We start from the raw sequence: 18,186 nt of genomic DNA on the forward strand, positions 1-18,186 counted from the left end.
CTTGAAACTTACTTGCCCGCGGCGCGAGCGGCGCGGTCGGCGGAAATCACGGTGTTTTCGAGCAGCATGGTAATGGTCATCGGACCCACTCCGCCGGGCACCGGGGTGATGAGACCGGCAACATCCTTCGACGATTCGAAGTCGACGTCACCGCACAGCTTGCCGTCCGGCAGACGGTTGATGCCGACGTCGATCACCGTTGCACCGGGCTTGATCATGTCGCCGGTAACGAAACGCGGCTTGCCGATGGCCGCCACCAGGATGTCGGCGCGGCGGGTATGGAAGAGCAGATCGCGCGTTTTCGAGTGACACACGGTGACCGTTGCACCGGCGTTGGTCAGCAGCATCGCCATCGGCTTGCCGACGATATTGGAACGACCGATGACCACGGCCTCGGCGCCAGCAAGCGTCACGCCCTCGGCTTCGAACATCTTCATCACGCCGTGCGGCGTACAGGGCAGGAAGGCTTCCTGGTTCTGCGACAGGCGGCCAACGTTCTCGGCGTGAAAGCCATCGACGTCCTTGGTCACGCTGATCGCTTCGAGCACGGCGGCTTCGTCGAACTGCGGCGGCAACGGCAGCTGCACCAGAATGCCATGCACAGCGGGGTCGGCGTTGAGCTCGGCCAGCTTGGCCATGACCTCGGCCGGCGCGACATCGGCAGCGTAATCGAGCCGCAGCGAGCGGATGCCGGCTTTCTCGCAGGCCGACACCTTGTTGCGCACATACACTGCGGAAGCGGGGTTCTCACCCACCAGGATGACCGCCAGACAGGGCTGCACACCGCGCGCGGTCAGTGCAGCAGCGCGTTCGGCAATTTCGCCGCGTACCCGGGCCGAAAGGGCGTTGCCATCAATAATGCGAGCGGTCATCGCTGGAGCCTCGAAAAAGCTCGTAATTTTAGCAGCATCGACGCGTGCTGCGAGACGCGAGGCGAAATCTGCTCCGATTCCGATCCCGCAGACGCACTGAAGCACCCCGCCGGTGCTCAGTCGGGCTCAGACAGATCCGGGCACTTGAGACCGATCCGGGTGACACGTCCGGCTTCGTCCATGTCGCGCACGGTAAGCAGAAAACTGCCGATACGAACACGGTCGCCGACGACGACACGTCGTCCGAGCCGGTGCAGCATCAGGTCGCGAAGCGCAAGCGAGGCTTCTCCCGCCTCGATCTCGAAACCATAGGCCTGGGCAAGGTCGACCGCCGGGCAGTCGGGATCGACCACGAACTCTCCGAAAAAGCGTGCGTTGGCCGACAGTTCGTTGGATGCGCCCGCATTGAACGTGCTGGCAAGGGGCTCGGCGTAGGCATCGGCCGCCGCGAACCAGACGGCATCGCCCGCCTGCAAGCGCGTATCGCGCTGCAAGGCCTGCAAACGGCCACGGCGCACCAGCGACACGCAGCGTACCGACAGCTCGCCGTGCGCTGCCGCGATGTCGTCCGGATGCACGCCCTCCGCTCGGGAGCCCGCCGCAACGCGGTATTCCAGCAGATCGAGCGAGGCCTTGTCGCCGACCCAGACCTCACGCCGATCGAAAGGCTCGTCGCGCGCCGGCACCTCAACCTTCAGCCAGCGCGCCGCGATCGGCACGGTCGCACCCTGCACCAGCAAGGACACCAGCACCACCGCGAAAGCCACATCGAACAGCAGGCGCGAGTCGGGGATGCCCATCATCACCGGGACGATGGCCAGCACGATCGGCACCGCACCCCGCAGCCCGACCCAGGAGATGTACGCGAGCTCGCGCGGCCGGTAACGAAAGGGCAAGAGCCCCGTCAGCACGGCCAGCGGGCGGGCAACGAGCATCAGAAACACCGCCATCAGCAGCGCCTGCGGCCCGTGCGTGAGCAGCTGCGACGGCGTCACCAGCAGCCCCAGCACGAGGAACATGCCGGCCTGAGCCAGCCACGCCAGCCCGTCCATGACGCGCAGCACGTGTTCGGTGGCGTGACAGCGGCGGTTGCCCACGACGAGGCCGGCAATGTAGACCGCGAGGAAGCCGCTGCCGTCGATGAGATTGCAGGCGGCAAAGATCATCAGCCCGCCGGATACGATCAGCAGTGCATACAGCCCTTCGGCCAGCTTCAGCTTGACCAGCAGGCGCGCCAGCACGAGTCCGCCGACGAGGCCGAACATGCCCCCGATGACAAGCTGCGACACCAGCATGAGGGCAAACCGTCCGGCGCTGGCCTGCTCGGGCATCAGCAACATTTCCACCAGCGCGGTCACCAGCAGGATGGCCATCGGATCGTTGGCGCCGGACTCGATCTCGAGCGTGGCCTTGACCCGCTCGTTGAGGCGCACGCCACTGTTGCGCAACAGGGCAAACACGGCTGCGGCGTCGGTGGAGCCCACAATCGCGGCCAGCAGCATGCCGAGCCGCCAGTCGACATCGAGCAGCCAGGTGGCAAACAGGCCCAGCAGCAATGCTGTGCCTACAACCCCCCAGGTCGCAAGCACCGCCGCCGGCCACAGCGCGACCCGAAAACTGGAGATGCGGGTGCGCAGTCCACCGTCGAGCAGGATCACGGCGAGGGCAAGGTGTCCGACCAGCGTGGCCATGCTGAAGTCGTCGAAGCGAATGCCGCCCGGCCCGTCCTCCCCGGCAAGCATGCCGACAACAAGAAACAGCAACAGGAGGGGCAGGCCAAGACGTGCAGACACGGTGCTGGCCAGCACACTAATGAATAGCAGGACGCCTGCGAGAAGAAAGAGTGCGTTGAGGGCGGTCATGGACGAAATGCGGGTGGCAGGCGGTGCACAGTATATGCACCTGACACCGCTTCGTCCGTTCCCGCGCCAAACGGTTCAGCGCGCGGTGCCGCCCGGCTCCACGGTCACGACGTTCTGCACCAGTTCGGCCAGCGAATGCGCGCCCATTTTTTCCATGACACGGGCGCGGTGCACTTCCACCGTCTTGATGCTGATGCCGAGGACATCGGCGATCTGCTTGTTGAGTTTGCCGACGATGATGAGATCGAGGACCTCGCGCTCACGCTGGGTGAGGTGCTCGAGGCGCCGCGCGGTATCCGCTTCCTGCCTGCGCTGCGAGCGGCTCGACCGCTCCTGCTCCAGACACTGCTCGATGAGTCGCAGCATGTCCTGGTCGCCGAAGGGTTTCTCGATGAAATCGACCGCGCCCTTCTTGAGCACCGATACCGCCATTGGCACATCGCCATGACCTGTGATGAAGATGACCGGCAGCGTGCAGCGACGGCGGCCGAGCTCTTCGAACAGTTCCAGCCCACTCATGCCCGGCATGCGCACGTCAAGCACGAGACAGCCCGACATCTGCTCGCCATAGGCGGAGAGAAACTCTTCCGCCGACTCGAACGCAGATACCGCGTAACCGCTGGACTCGAGCATCCAGACAAGGGAGTCGCGCAAGGCGTCGTCGTCGTCGACGATGTAAATCTGTTGATCAGGCGCGGCGTGCGACTCGCTCACTTGCGGCCTCCGTGGGCAGGGTAAAGGAGAATATGGTACCTCCTTCCGGGTTCACGTCGACAATCAGGCGACCATCATGAAACTCGATGATGGAGCGACAGATATTGAGCCCCATGCCCATGCCTTCGGCCTTGGTTGTATAGAACGGTGTAAACAGCTTCGCCCGGTCCTCGTCGCTGATGCCGTGGCCACGATCGATGACCGCGACCTCGACCGAATGCGGGCCGAAATCGCGCGCCCGGACGACCAGGGTGCGCTCTTCGGGCAGCACGTCCTTCATGGCCTCGAGCCCGTTGCGCACCAGGTTCAGCACCACCTGCTCGATCATGATGCGGTCGGCGAACACCGCCGGCAGATCCGGGGCGACCTCGACCTCGAGCCGGATGCCAAGGCGACGCGAGTCGATTTCGGCAAAACCGATCGCATCGTCGAGCACATCCGAGATGTGCACCGCACTGCGGCGCGGCTCGCTCTTGCGCACGAACTCGCGGATGCGGCGGATGATCTTGCCCGCGCGCTCGGCCTGGAAGCTCGCCTTCTGCATTGCCGCCAGCAGGTCCTCGGGCTTGCTGCTGCCTGATTGCATGCGGGTGACGCAGCCAGCGCAGTAGTTGGCAATCGCGGCCAGCGGCTGATTGAGCTCGTGCGCCAGGGTTGAAGCCATTTCGCCCATGGTGATGAGGCGCGCAGTGCGTTCGAGACGCTCTTCCTGCTGCCGCGAGATCTCGGCCGTCTGTTTGCGGTCGGTGATGTCGGTGGCGATCCCCATGCGCACCACACGGCCGTCCACCCAGCGCGTAGCGTGCTCTCGCACGTGATACCAGCGCCCCGACAGGGGGTGCTGCAACTCGCCGTCGAAGAGTTCGCGCGGCAGGTCACCGACGGTCAGGCTGCGCGGGTCGACACGGTAATCGCCGCGCTCCGGCTGCGGCACCGCTACGCCGCGCACGGTGCGCCCGACCGCATCGAAGCCGTGAATGGCCTTGAAGGCACGATTGGCAAAAAGGATTTCGTCGGTGCGTGCGTCGGACACGAACACCGCCGCATCCAGACCGTCGAGCACGGCCTCGAAACGTTCATGCGCCGCCTCCAGCGCGGCACGCACCCGCTTGGGCTCGGTGATGTCGGTCACCGAGGCCATCCAGCCCGTCTGATGTCCGGCCAGATCGATCAGCGGCGACAGATAGAAGCGGGCATCGAGGCGCTCGCCATTCTTGCGCCTGATCCGCATCTCGAAGCCGCTTGCCGGCGCACGCCCGGCAAGGGTCAGCTCAAGGTTACGTGAGCAGGTTTCGATTTCCTCCGACGGCCAGTACGGGAACGGCGCCTTGGCCCCGATCAGCTCACCCTCTTCGAACCCCACCATGCGACAGAAGGCGGAGTTCACATACATGATGCGTCCAGTGAGATCGATGGCGCGCAGGCCGGTGATGACCGAATCCTCCATCGCCTTGCGGAAGGCCGACTCGGCGCGCAGCGCCTCTTCGGCGGCCTTGCGCCCGGTAATGTCGTGCGCCACCGCGTACACCAGCTTCTCGGTCCGGACCGGGTTGATGCTCCACACCAGCCACTTGTAACTGCCATCGGCGCACAGACAGCGATTCTCGTATTTCACGGTCTGTCCGGACGCAAGCAGACGCAACTGCTCAAGAGTTGCCGCAACCTCCTCGCGGTGGACGATGTCGAGCATCGGCGTACCGGGCAACTCGGCCGGCGGATAACCAAGAATGCGCTCGAAGGCCGGGTTGCAGCGCTTGAACGTACCGTCAAGGCCGACCACGCACAGCATGTCGAGCGACAGATTGAACAGGCGGTCGCGCTCCTTCTCGACCTGAACCCGACGCTGCACATGAGTACGCAGCATCCACAGGCTCCAGAACACGGTGATCGACAGCCCGACGATCAGGATCGTCGGCAGCGACTGGGGCAGTTCGCCAGTGGTGCGGAAGGCCGTTGCGCGCAGGACCAGGCCGTTTCCGGGCGGATCGAGCGGAATCTCGAAGGCGACGCTTTCATCGAGATCCTTGAGCATGGAATTGACCGCGAGGGTTTCGCCGCGCACGTTCTGCAGCGCGAGGCGGTACTTCTCGGCAAACCAGCCGGGCACCAGGTGGCGGACGATGCGCTCGATCGAGTACACACCGACGATGACGCCACGAAACTCGCGCCCCCTCCGGATCGGCACGTACACCTCAAGCACCGTCACCCCGCGCGGCGTCATGTAGGCCTCGCCGTAGGTGATGCGGCCTTCGTCGCGGGCACGATGAAACACGCCGGACTGAAGCACCGACAGCGACTCGCCCGACAGCCAGTCGGTCGTATCGAAAGGGGCGGACCAGCGCACGACGCTGTCATCGCCCACCCAGACGATATTGACCAGCTCGCCATTATTGGCAATGTGCTGGTTGGCCCTGAGCTGGAACGCGTCGGAGTCGAGCGCCTCCGCCGACAGGTCGCGCGCAAGTTGCCCCAGAAACTCTTCCGTCCCCTGCATGTGCAGGCGCATCGTCTGCTCTGCCCACTGCACGTCGCGCGCCACTGCGTTGCGCTGGGTCTCGAGTTCGCGCGTCTGCAACAGACCAACCAGCGCCAGCATCGACAGGGCGAATACAACCATCGCGATATAGGGCGCGGTCCAGTACCAACGACTTGGTTCGAACTGAGAGGGATCGTCGGTTTCGGTCATGATGCGGGCGATGGGTACCGCTTGGCTGAGGATGGAGGAATAGCATGGCACCCGGAAACTGCCGGCTGACCCATTGTTGCTGCGCGGCCCGGGCATGTGGCATCGGGTATTACCCCTAGCAACGAAGCATTGAATAATTGCTGCTTGGGGTTTCCGCCAATTTTTTGTCATTGCGCATCGACACACAATGCGTGAATGCCCCTATGCACGATTTTCAAACAACTGCTCGTCGCAGTCGCCGCCATGCTCATGACGCTCACTGCCGGGGCACAGCAGCCTGCCGTCTCGAACAACCCGATCAAGATCGGCGTCTCCGGCCCGTTCACTGGCGGGTCGGCCCCGATGGGGATCTCGATGCGCGAAGGCATCCGGATCGCAGCCGCGGAGATCAACGCAGCGGGTGGTCTGCTTGGCCGCCCGGTCGAACTGGTCGAGCGCGACGACGAGGCACGCAACGAGCGCGGCGCGAATGTCGTGCAGGAATTGCTCAACAAGGAAGGCGTGGTCGCCGGCCTCGGCATCGTCAACACTGGCGTCGCCCTTGCGAGCCAGCGCTACTACCAGCTCGCGCGCGTTCCGGTTATCACCTCGGTGGCAACCGGCTCCCTGGTCACGAAGCAGTTTCACCCACCCGAGTTCGTCGACAACTACATCTTCAGGGTATCGGCCAACGACACCCTTCAGGCCGCCATGATTGTGGAAGAAGCCGTCGATCGCCGCGGCTTCCGGCGCGTGGCGATCTTTCACGACGCCACGAACTACGGTGTCCTCGGTCGCGAAGACCTCGAGGCCGCACTCGACCGGCGCGGGATGCGTCCGCAGCTGGTCGAGCGCTTTCAACTGCGTCAGGCCGACATGACCCAGGCCCTGATGCGAGCCAGGCAGGCCGGCGTGGATGCGATCCTGACCTATGGCATCGGCCCCGAGCTGGCGCAGATTGCAAACGGCATGGCGCGCCTGCAGTGGAAAGTGCCCCTGATCGGCAGCTGGACGCTGGCCATGTCCAACTTCATCGACAACGCCGGCCCCAACGCCGAAGGCGCACGCATGCCGCAGACCTTCATCCAGGAGCCGAACTCACCTCGGCGCAAGCGCTTTCTCGATGCGTGGCAGGCGCTGACCGGAACCGAGCGAATTCCCGTTCCACCTGCGGCCGCACAGGGTTATGATTCCGCCCTGCTGCTCGCTGCCGCCATTCGTCAGGCAGGCACAACCGAAGGTGACCGTATCCGGGACGCCCTGGAAAACCTCCAGACCCGGGTGGAGGGCGTGATCATGGACTATGAACGACCGTTCTCCAGGAACAACCACGAAACCATCGCCGCGACCGGTCAGATCTTCATGGGCGAAGTGCGCGGTGGCAAGGTGGTCTTTGCATATGAAGAAGACCGTTTGCGAGCGGTTCGCAGATGATGCAGTTGGTAAACGCTTTCCCGATCGGCCGGGGGATCTCTCCCTCCCTCCCTCACCCCCGGCCGATTTTTTTCCGTAAGTCTCAGTCGACAGGGCTCGCGCTGCAGTGCGCGAGCCCTGTTTCATTTTGCGCGCCGGCGTTCACGAAACGCAGTGTTTCGCGCGCCCGACGCCTGGCATGGAGGAACCAGCTTTTGATCTGAGCGGCGAAAGATGCATATGAGGTTTTCAAGATAGATATTGCACGATGCGAAATAACGTTTTATAGTTCGAAACGTTGAGCAAACGAGCCACGGTTCGTGCGCGCACGATTTACGAACGCAACCGCTCGTAATGGGCGGAATCTGCCAAACAGCAGTCATGAGGAGACAAGCCATGGGAACAAACAACGTCCTTCTGCAGCCCGACCCGGACACTCAGGAAACGCAGGAATGGCTCGAGGCAATCGCCGCAGTCATTGAGAACGAAGGCCCCGAACGCGCCCATTACCTGATCGAAAAGCTCATCGACAGCGCACGCGAGGAAGGCATCAACCTGCCCTACTCCGCAACCACTCAGTACATCAATACGATTCCTGCCGATCAGCAGCCCAAGTATCCGGGCGATCCGGACATGGAGATCAAGCTTCACTCCTACATCCGCTGGAACGCCATGGCGATGGTGGTGCGTGCCAACAAGCACACCAACGTCGGTGGCCACATCTCCTCATTCGCTTCATCCGCTGCCCTCTACGACGTGGGCTTTTCGCATTTCTGGAAAGCGACGGACCACGAATCCGGCGGCGACATGATTTTCTTCCAGGGCCACTCGGTCCCCGGCGTCTACGCCCGTGCCTACATGCTCGGCCGCCTGACCGACAGCCAGCTCGACGGCTATCGTCAGGAAGTCGACGGCACCGGCATTTCGTCCTATCCGCACCCGTGGCTGATGCCGGATTTCTGGCAGTTCCCTACGGTCTCGATGGGCCTCGGCCCCCTGTGCGCCATCTACGCCGCTCGCTTCACGAAGTACATGGCGAGCCGCGGCCTGATCGACGCAAAGAAGGCCGAAGAGCGCAAGGTGTGGGCTTTCCTCGGCGATGGTGAGACTGACGAAGTCGAATCCCTCGGCGCCATCGGCATGGCCGCGCGCGAGAAGCTCGACAACCTGATCTTCGTCATCAACTGCAACCTGCAGCGCCTGGACGGCCCGGTGCGTGGCAACGGCAAGATCATCCAGGAACTCGAAGGCGAGTTCCGCGGCGCGGGCTGGAACGTCATCAAGCTGGTGTGGGGCACCCACTGGGATACCCTGTTCGAGCGCGACAAGACCGGCATCCTCAAGAAGCGCATGATGGAGCTGTGCGACGGCGAATATCAGACCTTCAAGGCCAAGGACGGCGCCTATGTGCGCGAGCACTTCTTCAACACGCCTGAGCTGAAGGCACTGGTTGCCGACTGGACAGACGACGATGTGTGGCAACTGAATCGCGGCGGTCACGACCTGTTCAAGATCTTTGCCGCCTACGACGCAGCCGTAAAGCACAAGGGCCAGCCGACCCTGATCCTGGCGAAGACCATCAAGGGCTTCGGTCTGGGCCAGTCCGGCGAGGCAATGAACATTGCCCACAACACCAAGAAGCTCGACGTCGAATCGATCAAGCGTTTCCGCGACCGCTTCGGTCTGCCGGTGTCCGACGACAAGGTCGCCGACCTGCCCTATCTGAAGTTCGACGAGGACTCGGCCGAGTACAAGTACATGCGCGAACGCCGCATGGAACTGGGCGGCTTCCTGCCCAGCCGCCGGACCAAGGCCGAAGCCCTGCAGGTTCCCGGCCTCGACGCTTTTGCCGCGCTGCTCAAGCCATCCGGTGAAGGTCGCGAACTGTCGACCACCATGATCATGGTGCGCATCATGAACACCCTGCTCAAGGACAAGCAGATCGGCAAGAACATCGTGCCGATCGTGCCCGACGAGAGCCGCACCTTCGGTATGGAAGGCATGTTCCGCCAGTACGGCATCTGGAACCAGGAAGGTCAGAAGTACGTTCCGGAAGACCATGACCAGCTGATGTTCTACAAGGAATCGGTCACTGGCCAGGTGCTGCAGGAAGGCATCAACGAGGCCGGCTCGATGGCCGACTGGATCGCCGCCGCAACCGCTTACTCGGTGCATGGCGTGCAGATGGTTCCGTTCTACATCTGCTACTCGATGTTCGGCCTGCAGCGCACCATGGACATGTGCTGGGCGGCTGCCGACCAGCGTTCGCGCGGCTTCCTGATCGGCGGCACCGCCGGTCGCACCACGCTGAACGGCGAAGGCCTGCAGCACGAAGATGGCCACAGCCAGATTCTGGCCAATGTCATCCCCAACTGCGTCAGCTACGACCCGACCTTCCAGTACGAGCTGGCAGTCATCGTGCAGGACGGCATGCGCCGCATGTTCGCCGAGCAGGAAGATGTGTACTACTACATCACGGTGATGAACGAGAACTACGAGCACCCGGAACTGCCGGCGGGCTCCGAAGCCGACATCATCAAGGGGATGTACGCGTTCAGGAAGGGCGCCGAAGGCAATGGCCCGCGTGTGCAACTGCTGGGCTCCGGCACCATCTTCAACGAAGTCATTGCCGCAGCCGATCTGCTCAAGAACGACTGGGGCGTGGATGCGGACATCTGGGGCTGCCCGAGTTTCAACGAACTGGCCCGCGACGGTCAGGCCGCTGCGCGCTGGAACCTGCTCCACCCGCTGGAGGCACCGAAGCTCTCGCACGTCGAACAGAAACTTGCCGACGCCAAGGGCCCGGTCGTTGCCGCAACCGACTACATCAAACTGTTCGCCGAGCAGATCCGTCCCTTCGTGAAGAGCAGCTACATCACGCTGGGCACCGACGGCTTTGGCCGCTCCGACACCCGCGAGAAGCTGCGTCACTTCTTCGAAGTGGATCGTCGCTGGGTCACGCTGGCTGCATTGAAGGCACTGGCAGACGAAGGCAGCATCGAACGCGAGAAGGTTGCGGCCGCACTGGTCAAGTACAACCTTGACCCGTCCAAGCCGAACCCGATGTCCGTCTGAGCGCCGAAGGAGACAAGAAGATGAGCCAACTGATTGAAGTCAAGGTTCCGGATATCGGCGATTTTTCCGATGTACCGGTGATTGAACTGTTTGTGAAGGTCGGCGACACCATCAAGGTGGACGACTCGATCGCCACGCTGGAATCCGACAAGGCAACGATGGATGTCCCGTCGTCGGCGGCCGGCGTGGTCAAGGAAGTGCTGATCAACCTCGGCGACAAGGTGTCGCAAGGCACGCTGATGATCAAGGTCGAAGCCGCAGGTGATTCTGCAGCGGCAGCCCCTGCTGCTGCACCCGCACCGGCCGCCGCACCGGCGCCAGCTGCAGCAGCGCCGGCTGCGCCGCCTGCGGCCGGTGGCGGCATTGTCGAAGTGAAGGTGCCGGACATCGGCGATTTCGATGAAGTGCCCGTGATCGAGCTCTACGTGAAGGCTGGCGACACGATCAAGGTCGACGATGCCATCGCCACCCTCGAGTCCGACAAGGCAACGATGGACGTGCCCTCGTCGGTTGCCGGCGTGATCAAGGAGGTTCTGGTCAAGCTCGGCGACAAGGTGTCCGAAGGCTCCGTGCTGATCAAGGTGGAAGCGGCCGCTGCCGCTGCCGCAAGCGCGCCGGCACCGGCGGCCAGTGCGCCCGCCGCCCCCGCTGCAGCACCTGCACCCGCCGCTGCGCCCGCCCCGGTTGCAGCGCCGGCACCAGTTGCTGCGGCCTCCGCACCAAGCGCAGTCAAGCTTGGCGGAAAAGTGCACGCCAGCCCTTCGGTACGCGCCTATAGCCGGGAACTGGGCGTAGACCTGTCGACCGTAAAGGGTTCAGGCCCGAAGAACCGCATCCTGAAAGAAGACGTCACCGCCTTCATCAAGGGCGCGATGAGCAGCGGCGTGGTTCCGGGCAAGACGCCGGCTGCTGCGGCCGGCGGCAGCCTGGGTGGCGGCCTCGACCTGTTGCCGTGGCCGAAGGTCGATTTCGCCAAGTTCGGCGAAGTTGAAGTCAAGCCGATGTCGCGCATCAAGAAGATCTCCGGTCAGAACCTCGCCCGCAACTGGGCCATGATTCCTGCGGTCACCTATCACGAAGATGCCGACATCACCGACCTCGAAGCATTCCGTGTTCAGATGAACAAGGAATACGAGAAGTCCGGCAAGAAGCTCACCATGCTCGCCTTCATCATCAAGGCCTCGGTGCGTGCGCTGCAGGAGTTCCCGGAGTTCAACACCAGTCTCGATGGCGACAACCTGGTGTACAAGAAGTACTTCAACATCGCATTCGCGGCCGATACCCCGAACGGGCTGGTCGTGCCGGTTGTGAAGGAAGCCGACAAGAAGAGCGTGTTCGAGATCGCTGCCGAAACCGGCGCCCTGGCCAAGAAGGCACGCGATGGCAAGCTCGGCCCGGCAGACATGTCCGGTGCCTGCTTCACCATCTCGTCGCTGGGCGGCATTGGTGGCACCTACTTCGCGCCCATCGTCAATGCGCCTGAAGTCGCCATCCTCGGCGTGAACAAGTCGGCGATGAAGCCGGTGTGGGACGGCAAGCAGTTCGTGCCGCGCCTCACGCTGCCGATGTCGCTGACGGCCGACCACCGTGTCATCGACGGCGCACTGGCAACCCGTTTCAACGTCTATCTTGCACAAATGCTGGCCGACTTCCGTCGGGTCATGCTGTAAGGGGGCCACGTCATGAGTCAAATCGTTGAAGTAAAGGTCCCGGACATTGGCGACTTCGATACCGTTCCGATCATCGAACTGTTCGTTAAGGTCGGCGACAGCATCCAGGTCGACGACGCCATCTGCACGCTTGAGTCCGACAAGGCCACGATGGATGTACCGTCCGAGGTGGCTGGCGTAGTGAAGGAAGTTCTCGTCGCCCTCGGCGACAAGGTCGGCGAAGGCGCAGTGCTGCTGAAAGTCGAGACGGCCGGCGCAAGCGCCGCTGCACCGGCTGCAGCACAAGCCCCTGCAGCACCGGCTGCGGCCGCCGCACCTGCGGCAGCACCATCCGCTGCTCCCGCCGCCGCCAGTCATGGCGGCACGGCCGACATCGAGTGCGACATGCTCGTCCTCGGCGCAGGCCCTGGCGGTTACTCCGCCGCCTTCCGCGCAGCGGACCTCGGTCTGAAGACCGTCATCGTCGAGCGCTACCCGAGTCTGGGCGGTGTGTGCCTGAACGTCGGCTGCATCCCCTCAAAGGCACTGCTGCATGTTGCCGAAGTCATGGATGAGGCCTCTCATGTCAGCACCGCCGGCATCAGCTTTGCCAAGCCCACGGTCGACGTCGACGCGCTGCGCAAGCACAAGGATGGCGTGATCGGCAAGCTGACCGGCGGTCTCGCCGGCATGGCCAAGGCGCGCAAGGTCGAGATCGTGCGCGGCTACGGCAGCTTCCTCGACCCCAATCACGTCGAAGTCGAAGTTACCACCGGCACGGCTCAGGACAAGACCGGCGACAAGAAGGTCATCCGTTTCAAGCAGTGCATTATTGCAGCCGGTTCGGCTGCAGTGCATCTGCCCTTCATCCCACGCGACCCGCGCATCGTCGACTCTACCGGCGCACTGGAACTCCGTCAGGTGCCCGAGAAGATGCTGGTCATCGGCGGGGGCATCATCGGCCTTGAAATGGCCACGGTGTACTCCTCCCTCGGTAGTCGCATCGATGTGGTCGAGATGCTCGACGGCCTGATGCAGGGACCGGATCGCGACGCAGTCAAGGTATGGGAAAAGCAGAACGCCCATCGCTTCGACAAGGTCATGCTGAAGACCAAGACGGTCGGCGTAGAAGCGAAGGATGACGGCCTGTATGTCACCTTTGAAGGTGAAGGCGCACCGACTGAGCCGGTCAAGTACGACATGATCCTGCAGTCGGCCGGCCGCTCACCCAACGGCAAGAAGATTGCTGCTGACAAGGCCGGCGTTATCGTTGGCGAACGCGGATTCATTCCGGTCGATGCACAGATGCGGACCAACGTGCCGCATATCTTCGCCATCGGCGACATCGTCGGTCAGCCCATGCTTGCGCACAAGGCAGTACATGAGGCTCACGTCGCCGCAGAAGTCGCGGCAGGTCACAAGTCAGCCTTTGACGCCACCGTGATTCCCGGTGTCGCCTACACCCATCCTGAAGTCGCATGGGTCGGATACACCGAAGCCCAGGCCAAGGCCGAAGGCAAGAAGGTCGAAACCGCCAAGTTCCCGTGGGCAGCGAGCGGCCGCGCGATCGCCAACGGTGCCGACTACGGCTTCACCAAGCTGATCTTCGACGCCGAATCCCATCGCGTGATCGGCGGTACGATCGTCGGCCCGAGTGCGGGCGACATGATCGGTGAAGTGTGTCTGGCAATCGAAATGGGCGCCGACGCGGTCGACATCGGCAAGACCATCCACCCTCACCCGACGCTGGGCGAAACGGTGGGCATGGCAGCCGAAGTGGCGCACGGAAGCTGCACCGACCTGCCACCGATGCGCAAGAAGTGACAGCGTCGGACAGTGAATAACGGTGAAACAGAGAATGGCGGCCTGCGGGTCGCCATTTTTTTGGTTCGATTTCCGAGAGAGGTATCAGTCGCACGGAGAATGCCGCTTCTTCGCAAAGAAAGGCCTGGAGTAACTTCGGCTCATGCACCGAGCAGACACCGCAGCTGCACGACAACGTCGCCGAGAGCTTATGCCGAGAGCTTCTTTCTCTTGCTAACGCGGAAGCGTCATCAAGCGTCGGATCTACAGGCCCCAGCGCGAATGCGGGGGGACGAGGAATGCCTTCTATTACAGCGCGCTTTTCTACAAGTCTCCGCGCCTACACGGTTTCCGCTCAATTCTAGTCAGCGGCGTTTGAACAGCGGTACCGTGTCGCAATGCAGGACCGTCTGCTCAATCCGAGGGATTCGCCTCCCGCGTTGTAGCGCTGCGTGCCGTAGACGTCAAAAACCCCGCTGAGGATTATCTCAGCGGGGTTAAGCGTAGGGTTAGTCTGACGATGACCTACTTTCACGAGAACGAATCTCACTATCATCGGCGCGATCTTGTTTCACGGTCCTGTTCGGGATGGGAAGGGGTGGGACCAAGACGCTATGGTCGTCAGACTATGACTTGTCACCTGCGCGTTGCAGGCCAAAGCGGGAAGAAGTATATGGGTGTTGTGATTGCGTCGATGGTTGGGCGAAGTTTTTTCGTCCAACAACGAGTATCGACTGTTTTGTAAGGTTATAGGATCAAGCCTCACGGGCAATTAGTATCGGTTAGCTTAACGCATTACTGCGCTTCCACACCCGACCTATCAACGTGGTGGTCTTCCACGACCCTTCAGGGGGCTCTAGGCCCCAGGGAAGTCTCATCTTGAGGCGAGTTTCCCGCTTAGATGCTTTCAGCGGTTATCTCTTCCGCACTTAGCTACCCGGCGATGCGACTGGCGTCACAACCGGTACACCAGAGGTGCGTCCACTCCGGTCCTCTCGTACTAGGAGCAGGTCCACTCAAACTTCCAGCGCCCACGGCAGATAGGGACCAAACTGTCTCACGACGTTTTAAACCCAGCTCACGTACCACTTTAAATGGCGAACAGCCATACCCTTGGGACCGGCTACAGCCCCAGGATGTGATGAGCCGACATCGAGGTGCCAAACTCCGCCGTCGATGTGAACTCTTGGGCGGAATCAGCCTGTTATCCCCAGAGTACCTTTTATCCGTTGAGCGATGGCCCTTCCATACAGAACCACCGGATCACTATGTCCTGCTTTCGCACCTGCTCGACTTGTCGGTCTCGCAGTCAAGCCTCCTTTTGCCATTGCACTATCAGTACGATGTCCGACCGTACCTAGGAGACCTTCGAACTCCTCCGTTACCTTTTGGGAGGAGACCGCCCCAGTCAAACTGCCCACCATGCACTGTTCCCGACCCGGATTCACGGGCCTGGGTTAGAACCTCAACGACACCAGGGTGGTATTTCAAGGTTGGCTCCACGAGAACTAGCGTCCCCGCTTCAAAGCCTCCCACCTATCCTACACAAGTCCCGTCAAAGTCCAATGCAAAGCTACAGTAAAGGTTCATGGGGTCTTTCCGTCTAGCCGCGGGTAGATTGCATCTTCACAAACATTTCAACTTCGCTGAGTCTCAGGAGGAGACAGTGTGGCCATCGTTACGCCATTCGTGCAGGTCGGAACTTACCCGACAAGGAATTTCGCTACCTTAGGACCGTTATAGTTACGGCCGCCGTTTACCGGGGCTTCGATCAAGAGCTTGCACCCCATCACTTAACCTTCCGGCACCGGGCAGGCGTCACACCCTATACGTCCACTTTCGTGTTTGCAGAGTGCTGTGTTTTTAATAAACAGTCGCAGCCACCGATTCTCTGCGGCCCCTTCGCCCTTCGGATGTACTCCTACAAGCTACCGGGGCATACCTTCTCCCGAAGTTACGGTATCAATTTGCCGAGTTCCTTCTCCTGAGTTCTCTCAAGCGCCTTGGTATTTTCAACCTGCCCACCTGTGTCGGTTTGCGGTACGGTCGATTCTAGACTGAAGCTTAGAGGCTTTTCCTGGAAGCAGGGTATCAACCACTTCGTCTCACAAGGAGACTCGTCATCACGCCTCAGATAATCCCCGCGGATTTGCCTACGGGGTACTCCTACACGCTTAAACCAGGACTTCCAACACCCGGCTGGCCTAACCTTCTCCGTCCCCCATCGCATCTAGAACCGGTACAGGAATATTGACCTGTTTCCCATCGACTACGCATTTCTGCCTCGCCTTAGGGGCCGACTCACCCTGCGCCGATGAACGTTGCGCAGGAAACCTTGGGCTTTCGGCGAGGGTGCTTTTCACACCCTTTATCGCTACTCATGTCAGCATTCGCACTTCCGATACCTCCAGCATCCCTCTCGAGACACCTTCGCAGGCTTACGGAACGCTCCCCTACCACGTGTCATAAGACACATCCGCAGCTTCGGTTCATGGCTTGAGCCCCGTTACATCTTCCGCGCAGGACGACTCGACTAGTGAGCTATTACGCTTTCTTTAAAGGGTGGCTGCTTCTAAGCCAACCTCCTAGCTGTCTATGCCTTCCCACTTCGTTTGCCACTTAGCCATGCATTTGGGACCTTAGCTGGCGGTCTGGGTTGTTTCCCTCTTGACAACGGACGTTAGCACCCGCTGTCTGTCTGCCGTATATCACTTTGCGGTATTCGGAGTTTGCTATCGCGGGGTAGATCGCATTGACCCCCCCAACGATTACAGTGCTCTACCCCCGCAAGTGTCCGTACGACGCACTACCTAAATAGTTTTCGGGGAGAACCAGCTATTTCCGGATTTGTTTAGCCTTTCACCCCTATCCACAGCTCATCCCCTAATTTTTCAACATTAGTGGGTTCGGACCTCCAGTGCGTGTTACCGCACCTTCATCCTGGCCATGGATAGATCATCCGGTTTCGGGTCTACGCCCAGAGACTATGTCGCCCTTATCAGACTCGCTTTCGCTACGCCTCCCCTATTCGGTTAAGCTCGCCACTGAACGTAAGTCGCTGACCCATTATACAAAAGGTACGCAGTCACCCCACAAGGAGGCTCCCACTGTTTGTATGCATGCGGTTTCAGGATCTATTTCACTCCCCTCCCGGGGTTCTTTTCGCCTTTCCCTCACGGTACTAGTTCACTATCGGTCGATCACGAGTATTTAGCCTTGGAGGATGGTCCCCCCATCTTCAGACAGGATTTCTCGTGTCCCGCCCTACTTGTCGCACGCTCAGACCCGCCACCTAATTTTCACATACGGGGCTATCACCCTGTGTTGCCGGACTTTCCAGACCGTTCTGCTAATTAGATGGTTTAGTCGTGCAGGCTCATCCGTGTTCGCTCGCCACTACTTACGGAATCTCGGTTGATTTCTGTTCCTGCAGCTACTTAGATGTTTCAGTTCGCTGCGTTCGCCTCCACGTACCTATGTATTCAGTACGGGATACTCCTTGCGGAGTGGGTTTCCCCATTCGGATATCGGGGGATCAAAGCTCCATTGCCAGCTCCCCCCCGCTTTTCGCAGGCTTGCACGTCCTTCATCGCCTGTGATCGCCAAGGCATCCACCACATGCACTTAGTCGCTTGATCCTATAACCTTAGATCCTCGGTTACCCAAAGATCCGGTCACAGGTCGAACTCGTTTGTGCGAACCTCGTCGCGCCGCTGACACAGCACGCGAGATTCAATGCAATCACGCTACCCGTGCAACGCATCTACTGATACGCTGCACATATATATACTTCTTCCACTTTGTTAAAGAGCGAGCCAATCGAGAAGTTTGACCTTCCCGAGAAGTCAGGCATAAACACCAGAAGCTTTCCTGGCCATGCATGACTGACTTCTCGAACCTCGTTGTGTGTCTGACCACTGTCTGACCAGCGTCTGGTTTGCATCAGATACTGGTGGAGCTTGTCGGGATCGAACCGACGACCTACGGCTTGCAAAGCCGCCGCTCTCCCAGCTGAGCTAAAGCCCCATTCTGACCAACGCACCTTCGATAGTTTGGTGGGTCTGGTTGGGTTCGAACCAACGACCCCCGCCTTATCAAGACGGTGCTCTAACCAGCTGAGCTACAGACCCTCA

At 61.1% G+C, this 18,186-nt stretch carries 8 protein-coding genes, 2 tRNA genes and 2 rRNA genes; 4 read left to right on the forward strand and 8 right to left on the reverse strand.

The genetic code is table 11. From position 1 onward, the window contains the following. Positions 1-8: 8 nt before the first annotated feature. From folD to CEW83_RS07750, 4 genes are all read right to left on the reverse strand, one after another. Positions 9-872 (reverse strand): bifunctional methylenetetrahydrofolate dehydrogenase/methenyltetrahydrofolate cyclohydrolase FolD, encoded by an 864-nt coding sequence (gene folD / locus CEW83_RS07735; protein WP_108948827.1) that lies wholly within the window; start codon positions 870-872, stop codon positions 9-11. Between the two features lie 116 nt (positions 873-988). Beyond that, entirely contained in the window at positions 989-2,734 is a 1,746-nt protein-coding gene (locus tag CEW83_RS07740; protein ID WP_108948828.1) for a potassium/proton antiporter, read from the reverse strand. Between the two features lie 75 nt (positions 2,735-2,809). Beyond that, positions 2,810-3,448, reverse strand: a complete 639-nt coding sequence (locus CEW83_RS07745; RefSeq protein WP_108948829.1) for a response regulator transcription factor — start codon at positions 3,446-3,448, stop codon at positions 2,810-2,812. Further along, a complete protein-coding gene (locus CEW83_RS07750) occupies positions 3,423-6,134 on the reverse strand; it encodes a PAS domain S-box protein (RefSeq protein ID WP_108951266.1) in 2,712 nt (903 codons plus the stop codon). Before CEW83_RS07750 ends, CEW83_RS07745 begins: the two co-directional genes overlap by 26 nt. A 243-nt stretch (positions 6,135-6,377) precedes the next feature. Between CEW83_RS07750 and CEW83_RS07755 the strand changes: the two genes are divergently transcribed. The 4 genes from CEW83_RS07755 to lpdA all read left to right on the forward strand — a co-directional run bounded on the left by CEW83_RS07755 (position 6,378) and on the right by lpdA (position 14,074). After that, positions 6,378-7,547 carry an ABC transporter substrate-binding protein gene (locus CEW83_RS07755; RefSeq protein ID WP_234419020.1) on the forward strand — a complete coding sequence of 390 codons (1,170 nt, stop codon included), beginning with the start codon at positions 6,378-6,380 and terminating at the stop codon, positions 7,545-7,547. Between the two features lie 375 nt (positions 7,548-7,922). Then, positions 7,923-10,601 (forward strand): pyruvate dehydrogenase (acetyl-transferring), homodimeric type, encoded by a 2,679-nt coding sequence (aceE, locus tag CEW83_RS07760; protein WP_108948831.1) that lies wholly within the window; start codon positions 7,923-7,925, stop codon positions 10,599-10,601. Between the two features lie 20 nt (positions 10,602-10,621). After that, complete coding sequence (gene aceF, locus CEW83_RS07765) at positions 10,622-12,271, forward strand: dihydrolipoyllysine-residue acetyltransferase (protein ID WP_108948832.1); 1,650 nt, start codon at positions 10,622-10,624, stop codon at positions 12,269-12,271. A gap of 12 nt (positions 12,272-12,283) precedes the next feature. Beyond that, positions 12,284-14,074 (forward strand): dihydrolipoyl dehydrogenase, encoded by a 1,791-nt coding sequence (gene lpdA / locus CEW83_RS07770; RefSeq protein ID WP_108948833.1) that lies wholly within the window; start codon positions 12,284-12,286, stop codon positions 14,072-14,074. A gap of 491 nt (positions 14,075-14,565) precedes the next feature. On the opposite strand, the gene rrf is transcribed toward lpdA, so the two are convergent. The 4 genes from rrf to CEW83_RS07790 all read right to left on the reverse strand — a co-directional run bounded on the left by rrf (position 14,566) and on the right by CEW83_RS07790 (position 18,183). After that, a 5S ribosomal RNA gene (rrf, locus tag CEW83_RS07775) occupies positions 14,566-14,679 on the reverse strand. Positions 14,680-14,804: 125 nt separating this feature from the next. Next, a 23S ribosomal RNA gene (locus tag CEW83_RS07780) occupies positions 14,805-17,691 on the reverse strand. A gap of 312 nt (positions 17,692-18,003) precedes the next feature. Continuing rightward, a tRNA-Ala gene (locus tag CEW83_RS07785) sits at positions 18,004-18,079 on the reverse strand. Positions 18,080-18,106: 27 nt separating this feature from the next. Further along, a tRNA-Ile gene (locus tag CEW83_RS07790) sits at positions 18,107-18,183 on the reverse strand. Positions 18,184-18,186: the final 3 nt, after the last annotated feature.

The organism is Parazoarcus communis, from assembly GCF_003111645.1.
In the GTDB taxonomy this organism is placed as follows: domain Bacteria; phylum Pseudomonadota; class Gammaproteobacteria; order Burkholderiales; family Rhodocyclaceae; genus Parazoarcus; species Parazoarcus communis_A.